A 22,369-nucleotide genomic window follows, 5' to 3' on the forward strand; every position below is an offset into this window, starting at 1 on the left:
TTCTCCTTCTTATAAAAATTGCTGCGGTTCGTGGTCAATGCTGAGACGAAGCTCGCTATTTTCCCGTTCTTGAGTCAAGGCCAAAACTCGATTGAGGGTTGGTCCTAGTTCATCTTCTAAACGGTATTTAATCAAAATCTGGTAATGATAAAGGTTGTGGGTACGGGCAATGGGTTTTGGTGTCGGTCCAAGGATTTTACTAGTTTCCGATAAACCTGATCGCAAAATTCCCATGACTTCATAGGCACGTTTGACAACCTCTTCTTCTTTCTTGTGAGAGAGGGTAATCCCAATAGTGAAATAATAAGGCGGGTAGCCGAGTTGGCGTCTGATGCCCATTTCATAAACGTAAAAACCTTCATAATCCTGTTCCTTGGCAAATCGAATGGCATAATGCTCAGGATTGTATGACTGAATCAAGACCTGCCCAGCTTTTTCCGCACGTCCTGCACGACCAGCCACCTGAGTTAAGAGTTGGAAGGTTCTCTCAGAAGAACGGAAATCAGGCAGATTCAAGGCCGTATCTGCATTAAGAACTCCGACCAGAGTCACATTTGGAAAATCCAAGCCCTTGGCAATCATCTGAGTTCCCAACAAGATATCTGCTTCCCCTCGGCCAAACTGGTCAAGAAGAGCTTGGTGACTGCCTTTCTTACGGGTCGTATCCACATCCATCCGCAGAATGCGTGCCTGAGGAAAGAGCTCTGCTAGCTCATCATAGGCTTTCTGAGTCCCCGTCCCGTAGTAACGAATACTGCGACTCTGACAGTTGGGACAGACATGAGGAATTCCCTTAGAAAAGCCACAGTAATGGCAGTTCATAGTCTTGGTATCCATATGCAGGGTGAGAGAAATGTCACAGTTGGGACAAGTATCCACCGTCCCACAATCCCTACACATAACAAAGCTAGAATAACCCCGACGATTGAGCATGAGGACTACCTGCTCTTTTTTATCTAGGCGATCTTGAATGGCCTCTAGCAAAGGGGGCGTAAAGTTTGATGTCTCATTCTGCCCGATATAGTCCCGAAAGTCAATCACTTGAACCTCAGGAATAGTGGCTAAAGGATTGGCCCGTTGGGTTAGACGTAAGTGGTGATAGACACCTTTTCCAGCCCTCGCACGGCTTTCTAAGCTCGGTGTCGCCGAACCAAGGACCAGAGCCGCTTGATTGTACTGGGCCCGTAAAATGGCGACCTCTCTAGCATGGTAACGTGGATTGCTGTCTTGCTTGTAGCTGGCTTCATGCTCTTCATCGATAATGATAACACCTAGATTTTTTATAGGTGCAAAGATGGCCGATCTGGCTCCAACCACAACTTGAGCATCTCCACGCTCGACCTTGCGCCATTCATCGTACTTTTCACCATTAGACAGGCCTGAGTGAAGAATAGCTACTTTCTCGCCGAAACGAGCAATGAAACGCTCCGTCATTTGTGGCGTCAGAGAAATCTCAGGTACCAGCAAAATGGCCGTCTTACCATTATCCAAGGCCCCTTGTATAATCTGTAAGTAAACCTCTGTTTTCCCACTTCCTGTAATCCCTTGAAGGAGGAAAGGAGGCTGTTGACTGCCAATAGCACTGATAACAGCATCGCGAGCTTGTCTTTGCTCTGGGTTAAGCTCCAAAGGTCTACTTACTTCAATGCCTTCAAAATAAGCAGCTGAACGTTGCACTTCCTTTTGTACTAGGGTTAGAGCTCCTTGCTCCACAAAAAAGTTGACTTGCTCGCGTGAGTAGGATTCTAACAAGCTAGCCAGAGGAGCACTTCCAGGATGAGATAGCAAATAGTCTCTCAGCTCTGCCTTTTTCTTAGCACGCGCAGAAATCTCAATCTGCTCTAGTCGAGTAGCATCAACCTCATACCAAGACTGGGTCTTGACCTTCTTCTGATCGACAGCCTGGTACTCTAAGCGGAGCAGACCTTTTCTGGTCAAGCACATCATTTCTGCCTGCTTGGCCAAATCTAGAGATGAAAAGGCTAGCGAATCTTCTGAACCAAACAGACGCTCTCGGTCTGCCTGACTCAGACCTTTCAGAGGATAGAGAATCTTATCATAACTGGAGTTTAAAAATCCCGGCAACATGGCTTTTAGAATGGAGATTTTGTAAGAAAAGACTGACTTGCGTAGCTCCTCAGCTAACCAGAGTTGCTCTTGAGTGAGAATCGGGGAAAAATCCAGTACCTCTGCAATCTCTTTCAGGTCCTGATCTGCCACTTCTTCATCCGACTGGGACTCCAAGCCAAGAACAATCCCTTGGATCAAACGATTGCCTTTGCCGAAGGGGACATGAACCCGCATACCGACTTCTAGCATCTCTACAAATTCCTCAGGGACCTTGTAACTATAGGGCTGGTCCGTCTGCATCAGGGGAACATCCACGATAATCTTTGCGTTCGCCATCTTCTCACCTCCTTCTTGTCAGTAAATTCTTGCAATAGAAAAAATAAGATTGAGTCCCCCCAACCTTAAATTTTTTCACCATCTTCTTTTTCTTTAGCAATTTGCTCTTTGATTTTCTTTTCTTCTTCTTCTCTGCGGCGTTTTTCTTCTTCGATACGGAGACGAACCGCTTCACGTTTTCCTTCTGGATCTGGGTGAATCGTAACGTTTCCAGACTCGATTTCTTCTAAAGCACGAAGAGTTGATTTTTCAGACTTAAACTCTTGAGTTGCTGGCGCGCCTGCTTCTAGTTCGTGGGCACGTTTTGCTTCCAAGATTACGAGTGAATATTTTGATGGCACCTTGTCGAGCAAGGTATCAATAGAGGGTTTTAACATCATTTGCTTGTACCTGTTTCCTATAGTTTATCGAGTAGTTGGAGATTTTGGCAACATCTCCTGATAGTGACCAATGACACGGTCCACACGGAAGTGTTCTGCTTCGATCACACGCTTGACACGTTCAGCAGCGAGGGGCACCTGATCGTTGACAATGGCATAATCATACTCACGCATGAGAGCAATTTCTTCCTTGGCTTTTTCGATTCGTTGGGCAATCACTTCTGCGCTGTCTGTTCCACGTCCTACCAAACGATCTTGCAATTCATCCAAATCTGGTGGTGTCAGGAAGATAAAGACAGCATCTGGAACCTTTTTCTTGACCTGAAGAGCACCTTGAACCTCAATTTCAAGGAAAACATCGATTCCCTTGTCCAAGGTTTCATTGACGTAGGTCAGAGGAGTTCCATAGTAGTTGCCGACATATTCTGCGTATTCCAACATCTGACCTTGACGAATCAGCTCTTCAAACTCTTCACGAGTACGGAAGAAATAGTCAACACCGTCCACTTCTCCAGGACGTTGTGCGCGTGTCGTCATCGATACAGAGTATTGAAATTGGTTTTCAGAACTCTCAAAAATCTCTCTTCTAACCGTTCCTTTTCCAACCCCTGAAGGACCAGAAAAAACGATTAGTAAGCCTCGGTCTGCCATTGTGTCTCCTTTTAGTCAGTCTGTAAAATAACATTTCTCTAGAATAATGGCAAAAAGCCAGATTATCCTTTACAGTCTTTCTATCTAGTGTAACAAAAAAGCAGTAATTTTTCAACTGCTCTTTCTTATTTATTTAGCATAATCTACTGCACGAAGTTCGCGGATCACGGTTACCTTGATATTTCCTGGGTAATCGAGATTGTTTTCAATTTTCTCACGAACTTTGTGAGCCAAGATTGTGACTTTGTCGTCCTTGATTTGTCCTGGATTAACCATGATACGGATTTCACGTCCTGCTTGAAGGGCGAAGCTATTTTGCACCCCTTCAAAGCCATTAGCGATTTCTTCCAAATCATGGAGACGCTTGATATAACTTTCAAGAGATTCACTACGAGCACCTGGACGCGCTGCACTCAAGGCATCTGCTGCAGCAACGATCACTGCAATGACGCTTTCGGCTTCGACATCGCCGTGGTGGCTAGCAATAGTATTCACCACAACTGGGTGTTCCTTGTACTTACGAGCCAACTCCGTACCAATCTCAACGTGGCTTCCTTCAACCTCGCGGTCAATAGCTTTCCCTATGTCATGAAGGAATCCAGCACGACGGGCAAGAGCTGCATTTTCACCAAGTTCACTCGCAATGATACCAGATAACTTAGCAACCTCAATCGAATGACGCAAGACATTTTGTCCATAAGAAGTACGGAACTGCAAACGTCCCATGATCTTCATCAAGTCTGGATGGAGGTTTGGCGCACCAATCTCATAGGCAGCAGCCTCCCCATATTCACGGATTTTATTGTCAATCTCCTGACGGTTTTTCTCCACCAACTCCTCGATACGAGCTGGGTGGATACGGCCATCCTTGAGCAACATTTCCATGGTCATACGAGCAATTTCACGACGAATCGGATCAAATCCTGACAAGGTTACCACTTCTGGCGTATCATCAATGATCACATCGACCCCTGTCAAACTTTCAAAGGTACGAATATTTCGACCTTCGCGTCCGATGATGCGTCCCTTCATGGTATCGTCTGGTAGGTTAACTGTAGAGTTTGTTGACTCCGCTACATAGTCACCAGCGATACGCTGCATAGCCTGAACCAAGATATCTTTAGCAATCTTGTCTGAACGTTCCTTGACTTCTTGCTCAGCCTCACGAATGCGACTAGCAACTTCCTTGCTCAAATTTTCCTCTGTTTGAGCCAAGATAATATCTCGAGCCTCAGTTTGGGAAAGGGAACCGATACGTTCAAGTTCAGCTTCTTTTTGTCTTTCGACTTCCTCTAATTGCTCTTCACGTGCATCAAGGTTTTTTGCTCTATCAGAAATACTTTGTTCTTTTTGTTCAAGTGTTTTTTCTTTGTTCGTCAAATTGTCGTCTTTGCGGTCAAGACTCGTAGCTCTCTCCGTCAAACGACTTTCGATTTGCTTGAGTTCCTGACGTTCTGACTTAAATCCAGCGTCCACTTCTTCACGGTATTTTCTGGCTTCCTCTTTGGCCTCCAATAGTGCTTCTTTTTTAAGAGACTTGCTTTCGCTCTTGGCTTCATTTAGCAATAAATCCGCTTCGCGCTCAGCCTGTCCTCGTAAATTAGTTGCTTCTTGTTCAGCATTTAGAAGCATCAACTCTGCAGCCTCTTGAGATGATTTCATCTTAGCTGAGATGCTGACATATCCAATGACTAAACCAATGATGACGGCAAAAACAGCAATCGCAAGTGTCATGATTTCCATGTTTTTACCTCATTAAATTTGTTTATTGAATGACATACATTCTTTAATATTCTATCATAAAAAACCGATTTTCACAAACCCAAATTGAAGAGTTTTGCGTGAATTTTAGAAGAAATCCCTTAGATTTTCAAGTAAAATTAAGAATCTTTAAAAATTTAAATTTCCACGAAAAACGAAGCAAAAAAGCCTACCTTTCAGTAGACTTAGTTTGATTTGATTTTGATAGGCACTCTGCCGAAATTCTGCTCTGCTATACTTGGTTTTCCCAGTTGGTAAATCTGGTCTGCCTTTTGAGTCATTACATCCCAAGGTCCTTTACCAATTCGACTGACTAGGTTGACCTGTCCTTTCAAAGACTTGAGGTGTTGCCTGCCTTTTTCGGTAAAACCGAGAACATGAATACCTTCTGGCAGATCACTTTCTCTAGCCTGCACTAAAATATGGGTCAAGAGGCGTCTGACACGCGCCTTGGTGTAGCGTTTGGTCGCAACGGCCTCTACCAATTCATCAACAGACTGGGCTTTCTTGATGGCATCCTTGATACGCACTGCCATTTCTTGATTGACCTGATAGATGGTGGTTAGGTCTGGATTTGACAAGATTTGATAGCGGAGCAAGGGATAATAGTCATCCCAGCTCACCTTACTGGCCTGCTCAAAGAGGGCAACAGAAGGCATAAAACGTTCCAAAAAATCTTTGTCCTTCTGGTACTGACGAAGGGCTGTCGCTGAGGCAAAATTCACATCCTTATCCACAGAATGATAACCAGCGCCCTGACGCTGAATCGGATGCAACTTGATGTTGCATCCTACAACTGCCTTGGCATAGGCCAGAGCAAGGACATGATTGGGGGTATTGCCTGAAAAATCAAGACCTGCAAATTCCTTCCACATGGCTTGGGTTTTCTGGGGATAGGAGAGGGAATCAGGCAAATTTTCCACAAATTTCTCCATGTCAGCACCTTGCTCTGTGTATAAGTCAGAAATTTTCTGGTAGTCCAGAACTTCTTCTGTCCCAAAAGCCAGCCTATCAATGCCCAAGCGAGTCAAGATATCCACAGCGCCTTGACCGAAGAAATCTGCCGCCTGAACACTGACTAAAAAGGGCAATTCCACTACCAAGTCTGCGCCATTTCCCAGCGCCATCTGGGTCCGTACCCATTTGTCCACAATTGCAGGCTCTCCACGCTGCATGAAATTCCCAGACATGGCAACAATTTTCAGCCCCTCCGCCTGATCCAGCAGGTATTTGTGGCCATTATGAAAAGGATTGAACTCCGCGATAATACCGGTGATGGTCATGATATTCTCCTACTACTAGACATTACTTCTCATTATATTTATTAGCTTCAACTATTTTAAAATCTTTGTCTAATCGAGAAATTGTATTAAACAATTCCATAACATTAGTAACATATTGATCAGAACAATTTATTTTCTTTATAATAGACCTTAATTTTTTTCTTTCATCCTCTTCTTTTGAATTAATAGCCAAATCTTGAAGTTGGTTCACAAGAATAGTAACGCTATCAATGTCATCAATAGAATCATTTTGAGCAATATTTCTTGTTTTTGTTCTCAAAATATTTTCTATAATTCTAATAAATTTAGGCCGTTCAAAATCCTCTAGTACTAGAATGGCAAGTGACAAATGAAGTAACTCTAAATTTCCTTTTAAAGAATATATTACTTTGTATTTTCGTAGATACTTCTGAATCTTCTCTCTAATAAAACGCGTACGTTTCAAATTGTAGTTTTCTCTTTCATATATCACTTGAACTATCGAAATTAGAGATAACCCTATAGCTAAATAGAATTGAAATGCAGTATTACTTGAATCAGGTAAAATATCACTTACATTTCCTGTAAAAGCTATTCGAGCAATATACCAATTTAAAACAATTGAAGCTATCGCTATTATTAAAATAAATAAGTGATTCACTAATTTTCGACGACCTAATATCAAAATTATCAAATATATAACTATCCAAAAAACTAAACTTATCGTCCATAAATAGTTATATGAAACATGGCATGTTTTAAAAACAGAATTCAAAAACAAAGAACAAACATAGCCCAGGATAGAAAAAAATGGCGAAATAAATATCCAAAAGATTATGCTATTCGTACTAATTTTATCTCCACTAGAAGAAGAAGAAGAAGAAGAAGAAGAAGAAGAAGAAGAAGAAGAAGAAGAAGAAGAAAATCTCGTACTAAATCCTTGATACTCTTTCAAATTCATTGAAAGAAAGTTCTTAAGCATAATATACTCTAATATGACCACAACCACAATCAAAAAAAATTCTAACATTATTACCTCAATCTATTTTACCAAATCATTCAGACATCCTACTTCTGCGCCACAAAAAACCAACGTCTACTGTTTTCTGTTGGCTCCTTGTCCTCAAAGTCTGCGTATAGTTTGAAGGATTTGAAACCAGCCTGTTCCAGCAAAATATCATAGGTCAAGACTTCATAGGTCCGCTCCTCATGCACTTCATCGTGGCGACTAAAGGAACCGTCAGCCTCCTTGATAAAGAAGGTCAACTCATGCACGATGGAGTGAGGTGCTGCGTCCTCGTAGGTATCCCAGAGCATGGCAAAATCTTCTGCATTTTCATGGTAAGAATAGCCTGGAAAAACCTCGTCAGTCTGGTAGGTCGAATGCACATCAAAGATAAAAACACCATCTTCCTTGAGGGCATTATATACTTCCTTAAAGACATCCCCTACTTCCACCTCATCCTGCATGTAGCAGATAGAGTCCGAATAACACGTGACAAAATCGTATTTCCCTGCCTTGGATAAATCCAACATATTGCCTTCTATAAAAGCAATCTTTTGCTTGGCTGATGCTGCTCTCTTCTCCGCAATCTTCAGCATATCCGCGCTCAAGTCAAGTCCCGTCACATCAAAACCAGCCTGAGAAAAGCGTACAGACTGGATGCCTGTCCCACAAGCCAATTCCAAGAGTTTCTTTCTCTCCTTGGTCTTAGGCAAATGTCGCAAAGAAAAATCCGTCCATTTGTCGTATAAACTATCATCCATCACCGCGTCATAAACAGCCGCAAAGGTTTCATAAGTCGCCATAATTAAGATACAAAGAGCGTTAAAAGCTAAGAGAAAATAGGAATCTTACCGACCTAGCGTCAGATACAAGGAAAGTTACTCTTTTTCTCACTACTTGAGCTCGTGTTCAGTTCTGAAATGAACAAAACACCACACTCTTACCTTTCTATTTCTATAATCAGTCCGCCCGTAATGCGATAGAAAATTAGGAGCCTGACGATGGAGCTGAGATCCAAGGAAGGCTGTCTATTTTCCGAGAATTACAGGACGGGGTCTAATCCTTTCTAAAATAAGCAAAGAAACCCAGTTGACTGCAACTGAGTTCATCTACTAGGCCAAGGCTTCTGAAATATCTACAGAATCCGCCTCATGCCATAGTTTTTCAAGGTTATAGTGGGAACGCATTTCTTCTGAGAAGATATGCACGACGACCCCACCGAGGTCTAGCAAGACCCAGCCTCCAGCTGCATCGCCTTCGACATGACTGCCTTTAACACCAGCTTCTGCTACTTTTTCACGAATGTTATCAGCGATTGCGTCCAACTGACGGCTATTCATCGAGCTAGTGATAACAAAGTAGTCTGTCACGCTGGTCAAATCTTGTACATCAAGTGCAAGGATATCCTCCGCACGTTTCTCATCAGCCGCTTTCACGACTAGTTCTAGTAATTCTTTTTCGTTCATTTAGTCCTCTTTCAAATAGTGCACATAGGCGTTATAGGTTTCAAGGGTTTGGGGATAGATGGGAAATCCTTGGTGAGCTAGATGCTCGACAGTTCGCGCTGTTTCATAGGCCACAGCCTTATTGAGCGACAAACTCGCAATCTCACGCGCCTGGTCCACTCCTGGAAAGGCACGATTGTGCTCGATATAGTCTGCGACGTAAATGACCTTATCTAAGTCGGTCATCTGACCAGCCCCGACTGTATGGATCTCAATGGCTCGCAGGATTTCAGAATCTTGCAAATCCAAATCTTCCTGGATCTTGTAGATGCCAACCATCCCATGCCAGACATTGTTTCCCCAGTTTTTGAGGTCAGGATCTAGTTGATAACGGTCAATCAAGTTTAGAAATTCCTTATCTGACAGCTTCTTGGCGTAGTCATGCAGGAGGCCTGCTAGGCCTGCTTTCTCACTATCCACACCAAAGCGCTGAGCCAGTTCTATGGCTGCACACTCCACACCCAAGCAATGGGTTAAGCGTTTTTCAGGTAGAAGCTCTGCCATTTTTTCCAACAAAGTCTTACGGGAGCAGTTGATATAGTCTTGATAGGCCATCAGTAGAGTCCCTCCTTCTCAATGTAGTCTAGCACTAGCTGAGGTAAGAGAAAGTTGGGTTTCCGACCTTGGGCAAGGAAATCACGCACCATGCTTGACGAGATGTCCATAAGAGGCACATCTACCCAGATAACTGGATAAGAAGTTCCTGCCTTGTAGCGTGGTCGCTGAACCCCCACAAACTGAACCATGTCGACTAGCTCATCAATTCGGTACCACTTGGGCAGATAGTCCACCATATCAGCTCCGATAATGAAGTAATAATCCGTATCTGGATGTTGTTCTGTCAAAATCTTCATGGTGTCGTAGGTATAAGAAATGCCCTTGCGCTCTAGCTCAATAGTTTCAATGTCCAGACCTTCGATCCCCTCAATCGCCAATTCAAGCATCTTGAGACGGTGGTGTTCAGGGATGGTTTCTTTTTTGTCCACATGAGGTGGTTGGTATTCAGGCATGAGCAGGACCTGGTCCAGTCCTAACTGTTGTCGTACTTGGTCCGCTACAACAAGATGGGCATGGTGAACGGGGTTAAAATTCCCCCCTAAAATCCCAACTTGTTTGCGTTTTTTCTCCTTGATTTCTGGCTCCAACTCTACCTTGGTAAAGGGAGTCAATAATTCGATTGCCATAGGCTCGTCTTCCTTTAATTCTCTGTAAAAACAGTTTCTTGGAGTTTCAGTCTTAGATTTCTTTGACTTTCTTGGAAATCTTGCGATTTTCTTTCTTGCTGGATTGTTTAAACAAAATCAAAATACGACCAATCTTTTGGACAGTATCTACACCGATTTCTTCTTCCAAGATTTCAGCTACTTCGTGGATGTTCTCATCTGTGTTTTGTAAGAGAGTAACCTTGATCAATTCACGCGCGTCAAGTGCTTGACGGACGCTGGTTTTGATTTGGTCGTTGAGACCATTTTTCCCAATTTGGATGATGGGTTTGAGGGTATGTGCCTGGCTGTTGAGGAAGGCACGTTGTTTTGATGTTAATGACATAATTTGTTTAAAAGAGTTTCTTTTTATACTTTTCTGAAGTGGTGACGGACGTCAGCAAAGTTCTTTGGACTTTCATGACTAAAATTTGAGCCTAAGGTCTCAAATTTTCCGCAGTTGGTACAATCACTTGTACCAACTGACACCACGGCGAAAAGTATTCTCAATGGGGGCTCGCCCTGCTCGCCCGAATTCTGACAACTCTTTCCTTTCTGTGTTTAAATTATTGCTTTTCGTGTGACGACGGCGACGCCTTCTGGTGCCCAGACGGCGACTTTGGCAGTGCCTGTTACGCGGATCCAGCCTAGGCCTGAGATGACCAGGTCTGTCTTGTCCTTAATGGTAAATACATGCTGTACAAGTTTTGGGAAATCTTCTTTTTCCTTACTATTTGGTGGTGTGAGAAGAGTTCCCAGATGCTTGTCATAAAAGGCACTAGCGCCTTCTAGCTTGGTACGGTGGAGTTTGAGTTCGTTGTCAAAAAAAGCAGTAAATCCTTGTTTTTCTCCTGATATAAAGTCAAAGCGTCCTAAACCACCAAGAAACAGGGTTTGTTCAGGGTTAAGTTGATAGGTTTTTGGCTTGATTTCCTTTTTAGGGCTGACATACTTGAGGTTTTTAGCCGTCAAGTAGTGGGCCATCTGGTGGCGGTGGATAATCCCTGGTGTATCGTAGATATAAGATCCGTCGTCAAGCGGAATCTCAATCTTGTCCAAGGTTGTCCCTGGGAAGCGCGAAGTCGTGATGACATTTTGGTCGCCAGTGATTTCTTGGATAATAGCATTGATAAGAGTTGATTTTCCAACGTTGGTTACACCGACCACATAGACATCACGGCCCTTACGGTAGTGTTCAATCTTGTCAATGACTTCCTTAATGGCATGCTTGTTTTGTGCCGAAGTTAGGACGACATCCACTGGACGAAGTCCTTCTTCATGGGCACGTTCCATAAGCCACTGGCTAATTTTGCCTGGTTTAACTGACTTGGGCAGGATATCTTTTTTATTTCCAACCAAGAGGACATCATTGCCCGATACAAAGCGTGGCAAGCCTGGGATGACAGAACCATTAAAGTCAAAAATATCAATGACATTGACCACCAAGGCATCACTGTCTCCTACCTCGTGCAAGAGTTTGAGGAAATCATCGTCTGTCAACTGAACATCTGTGATTTCATTGTAGTGGCGGAGACGGAAACAACGTTGGCAATAGACTTCGCCAGTCTCCAAACCTTTTTCGAGTGCCGACTGGGGAGTGAAACCAAGACCAGCCTTGTCTGTCGTCTGAATGGTTGCTCCACAACCAATACAGAGAATTTCTTCCATAGTTAAATTCCTTTTTTATATGTAATCGGTCCGTATTTTTCAGTGATTTTTCGCATAACACGGCGCTCGCGAGCTCGGTTAATCTGCGTTTTGATGGAGTCATGTTGGACCAAGGGTTTGACTAAGATCGAGCGAATGCCTGCACGGTGAGCTGCTCGTATATCTGTCATAAGTTGGTCGCCGACCATGACCACTTCATTTTTCTCATAGTGGAATTCCTTCATGGCACGGTCAATCCCAAATGTGAAAGGCTTTAAGGCCCAATAAACGTAATCAATCCCAAATTTCTCAACTGCGCGTTGAACCCGTTTTTTGGTATTATTTGAAACCACGATAATGCGGATGCCCGCGTCACGGAGGTCATGTAGCCATTGCTTCATCTCTGGCGTCCCATCAGGGTTATTCCAAGCAATGAGGGTATTGTCCAGATCGACCAAAACAGCCTTGATTCCCTGCGCCTGCAGGCTTGGGACTGTCAGATCATAGACTGCTTCCACAGCAAAATCTGGCATATAGTTTTCAATCGCCATTCTGGCTCCTTTTTTTAATTTCTAGCAATTTTCTTTAAACATTGAGCTAAGACTGCCCATAAAATGAGACTAGCTATCAAAATATAAATCCAAGCATTTGGTTCATCTGTAAACGGTAAGGGAACATTCATTCCGAAGAATCCTGTAATAACCGCAAGGATAGCTAGCAAGACTGAGATAATTGTCAAAGTTGTCAAATTATCATTTAGATTATTATTTAGGATGTTGTTGTAAGAGGCTGAGAGTTGTTGCAAGACTTGAGATATCAAATCTGTCATTGAAACCAACTGATGGGCTTCAATCATAGCATCGTCAAACTGCTCTCTTTCCACCTCATTAAGATTGCGATAAAGTGCATGCCCTTGAATGTGTTCCAAGAGGAGACGATTTTGTTTAGCAGCTGCTGTCAGGTAAACCATACCAGTTTCCAAGTCAGAGAGGGCGAAAAGATTTTTTTTAGTTGTTTTTTGACGAAGAAGTGCACTGATTTCATCCTTACTTTTATCCATCTCTTCGATCACTGGATAGTAAGCATTGCTAATAATCTCTAAACTGGCAAAAAGAAATTTGTAGATTGAAATAATTTCATGGCTTTCAAGGTAGGTTGCCATGCGTTTAATCACATAAGTATTCTTGTGATTGCTGATGGTAATCAGCCGTTGTTTTTCAACGATAAAGGTCATCGGAATCGCTTCATAATATTCTTTGTCTTTTTCTAAATCAAGAACATTATAAATGAAGGTTACCGTCTCCGTTTCACGGTTATAATCCATGTGGGCTCGTTCATTTCTATCTAGAGCATACTCGATGGTTTCCTTGTCCAATCCATAGATGTCAGAAAGATCTTCCATATTTTTAATCTTGTCCACATCAAGGTCTATCCAAGTACGATCGTGACCTAATTTTTTCTCTACAAATAGCATACTCTCTCCTTTACCAAACTCCTTCTATTGTACCACAAATCTGCTAAAATAGTCGGACTATTCAGTACGGGATAAATTACTAACAACGGTAATATTGCGGTTAGGAACAAAGTGAAGAGCTTGATCATCACCTCGCAGTTGTGTTGTACGGATTCCTACGCTAACGACCTTTCCAGAAACGGTAATTGGTCCATTTGTGAGGACCACTTCATCACCCACATCAAGCTGGCGTTCAAAAAGGATGAAGAAGCCATTAATGACATCGGATAGAAAGCCTTGCGCCCCCATACCAATGGCTACCCCAGCAATCCCTGCCCCAGCAAGGAGGCTGGAAACCGGCAAGCCCAAAATAGACAGGATGCAGTAGATTAAAAAGAAATAAAGAATGTAGTTAAAGACATTCTCCAGCAAACGCGAAATGGTCTTTTGCCTTCCTGCATCTCTATTTGAGAATTTAAGTGAGGGCTTGACAATCTTTCGGACAGTCGCATGAAGCATCTTTTTAGCTATATAAAATAGCAAAAACAAAATCAAAAGAGAAATCACCTTGGTCAAGAGATTCTCTAATATGGTTGTTAAATCAAGTTTATCAAAATAGCGTTGAAAAAAATCTTGCATATAAAACTCCTTTTCCCTATTATACCATAAAATCGCCCTTCTCTTTTCTTTCATAATTATTCAATTATCGTCTCTATTTTCAAAATATCACTTGCCTCTATAGCATATTTATACTATAATTATAAACAATACATTTTGAAGGAGACTGCTATGAAACGAATCATTAGAGCCTGGACCAAGGCAAGCCTCATCAAACGAATCCTTATTGGAATGATTTTTGGAGCTACATTAGGGATGCTCTTTCCAAGCCTTACAGGAATTGGTCTGCTTGGAGACCTCTTTGTAGGCGGACTGAAAGCCATCGCTCCTATTTTGGTTTTTGCCCTTGTTGCCAATGCCCTTTCCCAACACCAAAAGGGGCAAAATACCAATATGAAGACGGTTATTTTCCTATACTTACTCGGAACCTTTGCTGCTGCATTGGTAGCCGTTCTAGCTAGTTTCTTACTGCCTGTGCAAATCACCCTGACCAGCGCAAATACAGAAGTTGCTGCTCCTGACGGTATTGGTCAAGTCCTCAGCAACCTCTTGCTTAAACTGGTGGACAATCCTTTGAATGCCATTGTTGAAGCCAACTATATCGGGATTCTCTCTTGGGCAGTCGTCTTTGGTCTGGCTATGAGAGAGGCAAGTAAACACAGTAAAGAATTGCTGAAAACCATGGCGGATGTCACCTCTAAAATCGTGGAATGGATTATCAATCTAGCACCCTTTGGGATTTTAGGCTTGGTGTTTAAGACCATCTCTGACAAGGGCATTGCCAGTCTGGCTAACTACGGTGTCCTCCTAGGACTCTTGATTGCTACCATGGCCTTTGTTGCTCTCATCGTCAACCCACTCATCGCCTTTCTCTTTATGAGGAAAAATCCCTATCCCCTTGTTTTGAAATGCCTACGTGTCAGTGGTATTACAGCCTTTTTCACTCGTAGCTCTGCTGCCAATATCCCTGTCAATATGAAACTCTGTCAAGACTTGGAGCTGAATCCTGACACCTACTCTGTCTCCATCCCGCTTGGTTCAACCATCAATATGGCTGGCGCTGCTGTTACCATAAATGTCCTGACTCTAGCTGCCGTCAATACACTCGGAATCTCGGTAGACTTTGGGACAGCATTTGTGCTCAGTGTCGTGGCTGCCATTTCTGCCTGCGGGGCATCTGGAATTGCTGGGGGATCGCTTCTCCTCATTCCTGTCGCTTGTAGCCTCTTTGGGATTTCCAACGACTTGGCTATGCAAGTTGTCGGAGTCGGTTTTGTGATTGGTGTCGTGCAAGACTCTTGCGAAACAGCTCTAAACTCTTCTACAGATGTTCTCTTTACAGCGGTTGCCGAGTATGCTACAAACCGAAAACCTCGGCCCTAGTACCTGATTCCTCGTTAAACACTCGATTCTATTAGTTTAGGAAATTCTCATGTCTATCACCCAACGTACGACAAAACTGATCTTGGCGACCTGTCTCGCTTGTTTTCTCGCTTATTTTTTGGATTTATCTTCAGCTGTTTCAGCTGGTATTATCGCCCTCTTAAGCCTTTCTGACACGCGCCGAAGCACACTGAAATTAGCACGTAACCGCCTCTTCTCCATGCTCCTAGCGCTCGCTATCGGCGTTCTAGCCTTTCAGCTTACGGGCTTTCACATATGGAGCCTAGGCCTCTATCTGGCTCTCTATGTGCCTCTAGCCTATAAAATGGGTTGGGAAATCGGCATCACCCCTAGCAGTGTCTTGGTCGGTCATCTCTTGGTACAGGAGTCTACTTCCCCAGAGCTCTTGCTTAATGAAGTACTCCTCTTTCTCATCGGGACAAGCTTTGCTCTATTGGTCAACCTTTATATGCCCTCTCGTGAGAAAGCCATCCAAAGCTACCACCTTCAGGTCGAAGAAAAGTTAAAAGACATCCTGCTTCGCTTTAAATACTATCTGTCAAGAGGAGACGGACGCAATCAAGCCCAACTCGTTGACGAATTGGATGAGCTTCTTGAAGAAGCCCTCAAGCTGGTTTATTTGGATCACTCGGACCACCTCTTTCACCAAACGGACTACCACATCCACTACTTTGAGATGAGACAGAGACAAAGTCGCATCCTGCGAAATATGGCCCAGCAGATCAATACCTGTCATCTGGCCGCAAGTGAGAGTTTGATTTTGGCCCAGCTCTTTTCGAAGATTGCTGCCCAGCTAAGTCAGACCAATCCTGCTCATGACCTACTTGATGACATCAAACGTTATCTGCGAGTCTTCCGCAATCGGAGTCTCCCTAAAACACGTGAGGAGTTTGAGACCCGCGCCACCCTCCTGCAGCTACTACGCGAAGCCGAAACCTTTATCCAGGTTAAGGTCGATTTTTACCAAAAATATGGAAACTAGAAAAACCTCAGAAGAATTCATGTAACATGATTTCTCTGAGGTTTTTAATTTACCTTTGACTTCAATTACCTTTACTATATGAAAATAAATCCAAATTCCACGAATCAAAATCATTCGGGCACTTGTCCTAATGAAGTGTTTAGGGAAGCTGCCATAGCGGTTACCGATTGTTAAATTACGACACTGAGTTTTACAAATCGATTTCATTTGTAAAACTCAGTTAGTGAGGCAGTTAGGCAAGTCTAATAGGACTTGCCGTAGCCTACTTAGATTGCTATGCAATCAAGTAGACTTACTGAATCACATTTTTTCCTCCAACTCTACATCTGGATACTTATCCGCAAACCAGCGGAGGGCAAAGTCATTTTCGAAGAGGAAGACAGGTTGGTCGAAGCGGTCCTTTGCCAAGATATTACGACTAGAAGACATGCGTTCGTCTAGGTCCTCTGGCTTGATCCAACGGACAGTCTTTTTACCCATTGGAGTCATAACAACTTCAGCGTTATACTCGCCTTCCATACGGTGTTTAAAGACTTCAAATTGGAGTTGCCCGACAGCACCCAGCATGTACTCACCAGTTTGGTAATTCTTATAAAGTTGGATGGCTCCTTCTTGCACCAACTGCTCCATTCCCTTGTGGAAGGATTTTTGTTTCATGACGTTCTTAGGCGAAACCTTCATAAAAATCTCAGGAGTAAAGGTTGGCAGTGGTTCAAACTCAAATTTGTTTTTCCCAACAGTTAGCGTATCTCCAACCTGATAGGTACCTGTATCGTAAACCCCGATGATATCTCCAGCCACAGCATTGGTCACATTTTCACGACTTTCCGCCATAAACTGGGTGACATTAGATAGTTTGGCACCCTTGCCAGTACGAGGTAGATTGACACTCATACCACGCTCAAATTCACCTGATACGATACGAACAAAGGCGATACGGTCACGGTGACGAGGGTCCATGTTTGCTTGGATTTTAAAAACGAATCCTGAGAAATCCTTGTCATAAGGATCCACCATTTCGCCGTCTGTTTTCTTGTGACCATGTGGTTCTGGAGCAAACTTAAGGAAGGTCTCAAGGAAGGTCTGCACCCCAAAGTTGGTCAGGGCTGAACCGAAGAAGACTGGCGTCAATTCTCCAGCAAGGATAGCTTCTTCTGAGAATTCATTTCCTGCTTCTTGCAACAGTTCGATATCGTCCTTAACCTGAGCGTAGAAAGGATTGCTTCCAAAGACCTTGTCCCCTTCTTCCAGACTGGCAAAACGTTCATCCCCTTTATAAAGTTCCAAACGTTGGTTATAGAGGTCATACAATCCTTCAAAGGCTTTCCCCATCCCGATTGGCCAGTTCATAGGATAGCTCGCAATGCCTAGGACTTCTTCCAATTCTTGCAAGAGGTCCAGTGGCTCACGACCATCACGGTCCAGCTTGTTCATAAAGGTAAAGACTGGGATGCCACGGTGCTTCACAACCTCAAACAATTTCTTGGTTTGGGCCTCGATACCCTTAGCAGAGTCCACGACCATGACTGCAGCATCCACCGCCATCAAGGTACGATAGGTATCTTCTGAGAAGTCCTCGTGCCCTGGTGTGTCGAGGATGTTCACGCGCTTGCCATCGTAGTCAAACTGCATAACTGATGACGTGACCGAAATCCCACGTTGTTTCTCGATATCCATCCAGTCAGACTTGGCAAAAGTCCCTGTTTTCTTTCCTTTAACCGTACCAGCCTCACGAATCTCGCCCCCAAAGTAGAGCAACTGCTCAGTGATGGTTGTTTTCCCCGCGTCCGGGTGGGAAATAATGGCAAAGGTGCGTCGTTTTTTAATTTCTTCTTGTAAAGTCATATCTTCTCTTTCTTTTCTTTTAGGATAATAGTGAATGCTATATTTAATTTTATATTTTTACATCGGAATATTCCAATCCTTTCAACTTACCTATTATAGCGAATTTCAGGGAGTTTTTCAATTGCTCGTCTGATGAAAAAGGTAAGCTAGAGTACTGATTTTACCTGATTTTTCTTTTTCCACCGTTTTTTGAACAAGATATCAAAGAGAAGCAAGGCAAGAGAAAAAATAACCGACACAAGGAGGTACTTTATCCATAGAGGCGCATTCGAGATAAATGGTGTATCTCTTAAGAGCCCATAATTCCCACCAGTCACCTGATTAACCCCAACTAGAAAGAGATTGAGGATAAAGGTATAGGCTACAATCATATATTTCTTGAGTAGGCTCTTGTCATAGTGATTCATCAAGTAGACCAAGGAGTTCACCAAAAGAGCATAATGTCCAATCAAAAACGAAAAGCTGGTGATATGGGGGAAATCATAGGGGTCAAAAACGGGGTAAACCAGTGCAAAGACCGCTCCACTTGCTCCTAAGAGGGCAAAATACTGCTTGCTCCGCCATTTATCGGGCAAGAAAACCACCGCAAACATAGCTAAACGGCAATGATAAAAAGGCAGACTATTTGACAAAGAAATCCCAAAACCAACATACCAACTATAAAGAGCTAGTAACTGGAGGATCTGAATCCCCTTAAACAAGTAGACAAAGCGTGGATTCTTGTGATAAGTAAGCGCCCCATAAATACAAAGCACTAAGACAAGCATCATAATCCCATACCAAAAAAGCGGAATAGGAGGAGGAACCGTCTGAGTTCTGGTGATAAATTGATGGAACATATTTCTATCCTAACTCTTATTTTCTCTATTCTCTAGTTCAACCATTATAGCGAATTACAAGCGATTTTTCAATTTCTATTTCTTTTCAGTTTGGCTCCCTTATTTATAGGAAAATATGGTAAAATAGAACAGACTAAAAATCATCATTTCACGAAAGGATGCAAGATGAAAATTACGCAAGAAGAGGTAACTCACGTTGCCAATCTTTCAAAATTAACATTCTCTGAAGAAGAAACTGCTACCTTTGCGACAACCTTATCTAAAATTGTTGACATGGTTGAGTTGCTGGGCGAAGTCGACACAACTGGTGTCGCACCTACTACAACGATGGCTGACCGCAAGACCGTACTCCGCCCTGATGTGGCCGAAGAAGGAACTGACCGTGATCGCTTGTTTAAAAACGTACCTGAAAAAGACAACTACTATATCAAGGTACCAGCTATCCTAGACGATGGAGGAGATGCCTAATGACTTTTAATCATAAAACCATTGAAGAGTTACACAATCTCCTTGTCTCTAAGGAGATTTCAGCAACTGAATTGACCCAGACTACACTTGAAGATATCAAGTCTCGTGAGGAAGACCTCAATTCATTTGTTACAATCGCTGAGGAGCAGGCTCTTGCTCAAGCCAAAGCCATTGATGAAGCTGGAATTGACGCTGATAATGTCCTTTCAGGGATTCCACTGGCTGTTAAAGATAATATCTCTACGGACGGCATCCTGACAACTGCAGCCTCAAAAATGCTCTACAACTACGAGCCTATCTTTGATGCGACAGCCGTTGCCAATGCAAAAACCAAGGGCTTGATTGTCGTTGGGAAAACCAACATGGATGAGTTTGCTATGGGTGGTTCTGGTGAGACTTCTTACTACGGTGCCACCAAAAATGCTTGGGATCACAGCAAGGTTCCTGGTGGGTCATCAAGTGGTTCTGCTGCAGCTGTAGCGTCAGGGCAAGTCCGCTTGTCACTTGGTTCTGATACTGGTGGTTCCATCCGCCAACCTGCCGCATTCAACGGGGTCGTTGGTCTCAAACCTACCTACGGAACAGTTTCTCGTTTCGGTCTCATTGCCTTCGGTAGCTCCCTAGACCAAATCGGACCTTTTGCACCAACTGTTAAGGAAAATGCCCTCTTGCTCAACGCTATTGCCAGCGAAGATGCCAAAGATTCTACTTCTGCCCCTGTCCGTATTGCCGACTTTACTTCAAAAATCGGGCAAGACATCAAGGGCATGAAAATTGCTTTGCCTAAAGAATACCTTGGCGAAGGAATTGACCCAGAAGTTAAAGAAACCATTATCAAGGCAGCCAAACACTTTGAGAAACTTGGCGCTATCGTCGAAGAAGTGAGCCTTCCTCACTCAAAATACGGTGTTGCCGTTTACTACATCATCGCTTCATCAGAAGCTTCATCAAACTTGCAACGCTTTGACGGTATCCGTTACGGCTACCGCGCAGAAGATGCAAGCAACCTTGATGAAATCTATATAAACAGCCGTAGCCAAGGTTTCGGTGAAGAAGTGAAACGCCGTATCATGCTGGGTACTTTCAGTCTTTCATCAGGTTACTACGATGCCTACTACAAGAAGGCTGGACAAGTCCGTACCCTCATCATCCAAGATTTTGAAAAAGTCTTTGCGGATTATGACTTGATTTTGGGACCAACTGCTCCAAGCGTTGCATATGACTTGGACTCACTCAACCATGACCCAGTTGCCATGTACTTAGCTGACCTATTGACCATCCCAGTCAACTTGGCCGGTCTCCCAGGGATTTCGATTCCTGCTGGATTCTCTCAAGGTCTACCTGTTGGTCTCCAATTGATCGGTCCTAAATACTCAGAAGAAACCATTTACCAAGTTGCTGCTGCTTTTGAAGCGACAACAGACTACCACAAACAACAACCCGTGATTTTTGGAGGTGATAACTAATGAACTTTGAAACAGTCATTGGACTTGAAGTCCACGTAGAGCTCAACACCAATTCAAAAATCTTCTCACCAACTTCTGCCCACTTCGGAAATGACCAAAACGCCAACACCAACGTGATTGACTGGTCCTTCCCAGGAGTTCTGCCAGTTCTCAATAAAGGGGTTGTCGATGCTGGTATCAAGGCAGCTCTTGCCCTCAACATGGACATCCACAAGCACATGCACTTTGACCGCAAGAACTACTTCTATCCTGATAATCCAAAAGCCTACCAAATTTCTCAGTTTGATGAGCCAATCGGCTACAACGGCTGGATTGAAGTGGAGCTAGAAGACGGTACGACCAAGAAAATCGGTATTGAACGCGCCCACCTAGAAGAAGACGCTGGTAAAAACACCCACGGTACAGATGGCTACTCTTATGTTGACCTCAATCGTCAAGGGGTACCATTGATTGAGATTGTATCTGAAGCGGACATGCGTTCTCCTGAAGAGGCCTACGCTTATCTGACCGCCCTCAAGGAAGTTATCCAGTACGCTGGCATTTCTGACGTTAAGATGGAAGAAGGTTCTATGCGTGTGGATGCGAACATCTCCCTTCGTCCTTATGGTCAAGAGAAATTCGGTACCAAGACTGAGTTGAAGAACTTGAATTCCTTCTCTAACGTCCGTAAGGGGCTTGAATACGAAGTCCAACGTCAAGCCGAAATCCTTCGCTCAGGTGGTCAAATTCGCCAAGAAACACGCCGTTACGATGAAGCTAACAAAGCAACCATCCTCATGCGTGTCAAGGAAGGGGCTGCAGACTACCGCTACTTCCCAGAACCAGACCTACCCCTCTTTGAAATCTCTGATGAGTGGATCGAAGAAATGCGTACAGAGTTGCCAGAGTTTCCAAAAGAACGCCGTGCTCGCTACGTTGCTGACCTTGGCTTGTCAGACTACGATGCTAGTCAGTTAACTGCAAACAAAGTCACTTCTGATTTCTTTGAAAAAGCTGTTGCCCTCGGTGGCGATGCTAAGCAAGTCTCTAACTGGCTCCAAGGGGAAGTCGCTCAATTCTTGAATGCCGAAGGAAAAACACTCGAACAAATCGAGTTGACACCAGAAAACTTAGTAGAAATGATTGCCATCATCGAAGACGGCACTATCTCTTCTAAGATTGCCAAAAAAGTCTTTGTTCATCTGGCTAAAAATGGCGGTGGAGCGCGTGAATACGTGGAAAAAGCAGGTTTGGTCCAAATCTCAGATCCAGCTATCTTGATTCCAATCATCCACCAAGTCTTTGCCGATAATGAAGCCGCTGTCGCCGACTTCAAGTCAGGAAAACGAAACGCAGACAAGGCCTTCACAGGATTCCTTATGAAGGCAACCAAAGGTCAAGCCAACCCACAAGTTGCCCTTAAACTACTTGCCCAGGAATTGACGAAATTGAAAGACAGTGAGTAATTTACTCTTTATACACTTTTTTCTACTTT

The 22,369-nt window shown here is 43.5% G+C and carries 22 protein-coding genes; 5 read left to right on the forward strand and 17 right to left on the reverse strand.

Going from position 1 to position 22,369, the window contains the following annotated elements:
- Positions 1-9 precede the first annotated feature (9 nt).
- From HMPREF9189_RS08825 to HMPREF9189_RS08890, 15 genes are all read right to left on the reverse strand, one after another.
- On the reverse strand, positions 10-2,406 hold the full coding sequence (locus HMPREF9189_RS08825) for a primosomal protein N' (protein ID WP_001262249.1): 2,397 nt from the start codon (positions 2,404-2,406) through the stop codon (positions 10-12).
- Between the two features lie 65 nt (positions 2,407-2,471).
- A complete protein-coding gene (rpoZ, locus tag HMPREF9189_RS08830; protein ID WP_002875802.1) occupies positions 2,472-2,786 on the reverse strand; it encodes a DNA-directed RNA polymerase subunit omega in 315 nt (104 codons plus the stop codon).
- Positions 2,787-2,810: 24 nt separating this feature from the next.
- A complete protein-coding gene (gene gmk, locus HMPREF9189_RS08835; protein ID WP_000775041.1) occupies positions 2,811-3,437 on the reverse strand; it encodes a guanylate kinase in 627 nt (208 codons plus the stop codon).
- Positions 3,438-3,566: 129 nt separating this feature from the next.
- Positions 3,567-5,180 (reverse strand): ribonuclease Y, encoded by a 1,614-nt coding sequence (locus HMPREF9189_RS08840; RefSeq protein WP_000404964.1) that lies wholly within the window; start codon positions 5,178-5,180, stop codon positions 3,567-3,569.
- Between the two features lie 203 nt (positions 5,181-5,383).
- Positions 5,384-6,481: a nucleotidyltransferase gene (locus HMPREF9189_RS08845; RefSeq protein WP_000156362.1), complete on the reverse strand. Its 1,098-nt coding sequence runs from the start codon at positions 6,479-6,481 to the stop codon at positions 5,384-5,386.
- 22 nt (positions 6,482-6,503) lie between these two features.
- A complete protein-coding gene (locus HMPREF9189_RS12340) occupies positions 6,504-7,490 on the reverse strand; it encodes a hypothetical protein (RefSeq protein WP_025168526.1) in 987 nt (328 codons plus the stop codon).
- Positions 7,491-7,528: 38 nt separating this feature from the next.
- A complete protein-coding gene (locus HMPREF9189_RS08850; protein ID WP_000257055.1) occupies positions 7,529-8,269 on the reverse strand; it encodes a class I SAM-dependent methyltransferase in 741 nt (246 codons plus the stop codon).
- 309 nt (positions 8,270-8,578) lie between these two features.
- A complete protein-coding gene (gene rsfS, locus HMPREF9189_RS08855; protein WP_001003014.1) occupies positions 8,579-8,932 on the reverse strand; it encodes a ribosome silencing factor in 354 nt (117 codons plus the stop codon).
- Positions 8,933-9,526, reverse strand: coding sequence for a bis(5'-nucleosyl)-tetraphosphatase (symmetrical) YqeK (gene yqeK / locus HMPREF9189_RS08860; RefSeq protein ID WP_000331246.1), 594 nt, complete (start codon positions 9,524-9,526; stop codon positions 8,933-8,935).
- Positions 9,526-10,155: a nicotinate-nucleotide adenylyltransferase gene (locus HMPREF9189_RS08865; RefSeq protein ID WP_000963698.1), complete on the reverse strand. Its 630-nt coding sequence runs from the start codon at positions 10,153-10,155 to the stop codon at positions 9,526-9,528. Before HMPREF9189_RS08865 ends, yqeK begins: the two co-directional genes overlap by 1 nt.
- A gap of 52 nt (positions 10,156-10,207) precedes the next feature.
- Positions 10,208-10,519: a ribosome assembly RNA-binding protein YhbY gene (gene yhbY / locus HMPREF9189_RS08870; protein WP_000060169.1), complete on the reverse strand. Its 312-nt coding sequence runs from the start codon at positions 10,517-10,519 to the stop codon at positions 10,208-10,210.
- A gap of 215 nt (positions 10,520-10,734) precedes the next feature.
- Entirely contained in the window at positions 10,735-11,841 is a 1,107-nt protein-coding gene (yqeH, locus tag HMPREF9189_RS08875; RefSeq protein WP_000391189.1) for a ribosome biogenesis GTPase YqeH, read from the reverse strand.
- 2 nt (positions 11,842-11,843) lie between these two features.
- The gene (locus HMPREF9189_RS08880) at positions 11,844-12,371 is read right to left on the reverse strand and encodes a YqeG family HAD IIIA-type phosphatase (protein WP_000963744.1); all 528 of its coding nucleotides are present in this window, start codon (positions 12,369-12,371) and stop codon (positions 11,844-11,846) included.
- Positions 12,372-12,385: 14 nt separating this feature from the next.
- On the reverse strand, positions 12,386-13,294 hold the full coding sequence (locus HMPREF9189_RS08885) for a magnesium transporter CorA family protein (RefSeq protein WP_000899718.1): 909 nt from the start codon (positions 13,292-13,294) through the stop codon (positions 12,386-12,388).
- A gap of 57 nt (positions 13,295-13,351) precedes the next feature.
- Positions 13,352-13,912: a mechanosensitive ion channel family protein gene (locus HMPREF9189_RS08890; RefSeq protein WP_001150568.1), complete on the reverse strand. Its 561-nt coding sequence runs from the start codon at positions 13,910-13,912 to the stop codon at positions 13,352-13,354.
- Between the two features lie 150 nt (positions 13,913-14,062).
- Between HMPREF9189_RS08890 and sstT the strand changes: the two genes are divergently transcribed.
- Positions 14,063-15,274, forward strand: coding sequence for a serine/threonine transporter SstT (sstT, locus tag HMPREF9189_RS08895; protein ID WP_000821323.1), 1,212 nt, complete (start codon positions 14,063-14,065; stop codon positions 15,272-15,274).
- Positions 15,275-15,323: 49 nt separating this feature from the next.
- Complete coding sequence (locus tag HMPREF9189_RS08900; protein WP_000029014.1) at positions 15,324-16,277, forward strand: aromatic acid exporter family protein; 954 nt, start codon at positions 15,324-15,326, stop codon at positions 16,275-16,277.
- Positions 16,278-16,577: 300 nt separating this feature from the next.
- On the opposite strand, the gene HMPREF9189_RS08905 is transcribed toward HMPREF9189_RS08900, so the two are convergent.
- Together HMPREF9189_RS08905 and HMPREF9189_RS08910 are read right to left on the reverse strand one after the other, a co-directional pair.
- A complete protein-coding gene (locus HMPREF9189_RS08905; RefSeq protein ID WP_000174857.1) occupies positions 16,578-18,122 on the reverse strand; it encodes a peptide chain release factor 3 in 1,545 nt (514 codons plus the stop codon).
- A gap of 146 nt (positions 18,123-18,268) precedes the next feature.
- A complete protein-coding gene (locus HMPREF9189_RS08910) occupies positions 18,269-18,961 on the reverse strand; it encodes a TIGR02206 family membrane protein (protein ID WP_000468958.1) in 693 nt (230 codons plus the stop codon).
- Positions 18,962-19,126: 165 nt separating this feature from the next.
- On the opposite strand from HMPREF9189_RS08910, the gene gatC reads away from it, so the two are divergent.
- From gatC to gatB, 3 genes are read left to right on the forward strand one after another with little or no spacing between them, the layout of a single operon-like run.
- Positions 19,127-19,429 carry an Asp-tRNA(Asn)/Glu-tRNA(Gln) amidotransferase subunit GatC gene (gene gatC / locus HMPREF9189_RS0102200; protein WP_000705438.1) on the forward strand — a complete coding sequence of 101 codons (303 nt, stop codon included), beginning with the start codon at positions 19,127-19,129 and terminating at the stop codon, positions 19,427-19,429.
- Positions 19,429-20,895, forward strand: a complete 1,467-nt coding sequence (gene gatA / locus HMPREF9189_RS08915; RefSeq protein WP_000143683.1) for an Asp-tRNA(Asn)/Glu-tRNA(Gln) amidotransferase subunit GatA — start codon at positions 19,429-19,431, stop codon at positions 20,893-20,895. Before gatC ends, gatA begins: the two co-directional genes overlap by 1 nt.
- Positions 20,895-22,340 carry an Asp-tRNA(Asn)/Glu-tRNA(Gln) amidotransferase subunit GatB gene (gene gatB / locus HMPREF9189_RS08920; protein ID WP_001008633.1) on the forward strand — a complete coding sequence of 482 codons (1,446 nt, stop codon included), beginning with the start codon at positions 20,895-20,897 and terminating at the stop codon, positions 22,338-22,340. Before gatA ends, gatB begins: the two co-directional genes overlap by 1 nt.
- Positions 22,341-22,369: the final 29 nt, after the last annotated feature.

Source organism: Streptococcus sp. oral taxon 071 str. 73H25AP (assembly GCF_000146755.1).
GTDB classification, from domain to species: domain Bacteria; phylum Bacillota; class Bacilli; order Lactobacillales; family Streptococcaceae; genus Streptococcus; species Streptococcus oralis_T.

What these genes read in the sequence shown, in the direction of transcription:
- rsfS (WP_001003014.1), bottom strand. Translation starts at nt 8,932, where the DNA reads ATGAACGAAAAAGAATTACTAGAACTAGTCGTGAAAGCGGCTGATGAG.
- HMPREF9189_RS08910 (WP_000468958.1), bottom strand. Translation starts at nt 18,961, where the DNA reads ATGTTCCATCAATTTATCACCAGAACTCAGACGGTTCCTCCTCCTATT.
- HMPREF9189_RS08885 (WP_000899718.1), bottom strand. Translation starts at nt 13,294, where the DNA reads ATGCTATTTGTAGAGAAAAAATTAGGTCACGATCGTACTTGGATAGAC.
- HMPREF9189_RS08900 (WP_000029014.1), top strand. Translation starts at nt 15,324, where the DNA reads ATGTCTATCACCCAACGTACGACAAAACTGATCTTGGCGACCTGTCTC.
- HMPREF9189_RS08905 (WP_000174857.1), bottom strand. Translation starts at nt 18,122, where the DNA reads ATGACTTTACAAGAAGAAATTAAAAAACGACGCACCTTTGCCATTATT.
- HMPREF9189_RS08825 (WP_001262249.1), bottom strand. Translation starts at nt 2,406, where the DNA reads ATGGCGAACGCAAAGATTATCGTGGATGTTCCCCTGATGCAGACGGAC.
- HMPREF9189_RS08880 (WP_000963744.1), bottom strand. Translation starts at nt 12,371, where the DNA reads ATGGCGATTGAAAACTATATGCCAGATTTTGCTGTGGAAGCAGTCTAT.
- yqeK (WP_000331246.1), bottom strand. Translation starts at nt 9,526, where the DNA reads ATGGCCTATCAAGACTATATCAACTGCTCCCGTAAGACTTTGTTGGAA.
- gatB (WP_001008633.1), top strand. Translation starts at nt 20,895, where the DNA reads ATGAACTTTGAAACAGTCATTGGACTTGAAGTCCACGTAGAGCTCAAC.
- yhbY (WP_000060169.1), bottom strand. Translation starts at nt 10,519, where the DNA reads ATGTCATTAACATCAAAACAACGTGCCTTCCTCAACAGCCAGGCACAT.
- rpoZ (WP_002875802.1), bottom strand. Translation starts at nt 2,786, where the DNA reads ATGATGTTAAAACCCTCTATTGATACCTTGCTCGACAAGGTGCCATCA.
- gatA (WP_000143683.1), top strand. Translation starts at nt 19,429, where the DNA reads ATGACTTTTAATCATAAAACCATTGAAGAGTTACACAATCTCCTTGTC.
- yqeH (WP_000391189.1), bottom strand. Translation starts at nt 11,841, where the DNA reads ATGGAAGAAATTCTCTGTATTGGTTGTGGAGCAACCATTCAGACGACA.
- HMPREF9189_RS08865 (WP_000963698.1), bottom strand. Translation starts at nt 10,155, where the DNA reads ATGGCAATCGAATTATTGACTCCCTTTACCAAGGTAGAGTTGGAGCCA.
- HMPREF9189_RS08845 (WP_000156362.1), bottom strand. Translation starts at nt 6,481, where the DNA reads ATGACCATCACCGGTATTATCGCGGAGTTCAATCCTTTTCATAATGGC.
- HMPREF9189_RS08850 (WP_000257055.1), bottom strand. Translation starts at nt 8,269, where the DNA reads ATGGCGACTTATGAAACCTTTGCGGCTGTTTATGACGCGGTGATGGAT.
- HMPREF9189_RS08840 (WP_000404964.1), bottom strand. Translation starts at nt 5,180, where the DNA reads ATGGAAATCATGACACTTGCGATTGCTGTTTTTGCCGTCATCATTGGT.
- HMPREF9189_RS08890 (WP_001150568.1), bottom strand. Translation starts at nt 13,912, where the DNA reads ATGCAAGATTTTTTTCAACGCTATTTTGATAAACTTGATTTAACAACC.
- gatC (WP_000705438.1), top strand. Translation starts at nt 19,127, where the DNA reads ATGAAAATTACGCAAGAAGAGGTAACTCACGTTGCCAATCTTTCAAAA.
- gmk (WP_000775041.1), bottom strand. Translation starts at nt 3,437, where the DNA reads ATGGCAGACCGAGGCTTACTAATCGTTTTTTCTGGTCCTTCAGGGGTT.
- HMPREF9189_RS12340 (WP_025168526.1), bottom strand. Translation starts at nt 7,490, where the DNA reads ATGTTAGAATTTTTTTTGATTGTGGTTGTGGTCATATTAGAGTATATT.
- sstT (WP_000821323.1), top strand. Translation starts at nt 14,063, where the DNA reads ATGAAACGAATCATTAGAGCCTGGACCAAGGCAAGCCTCATCAAACGA.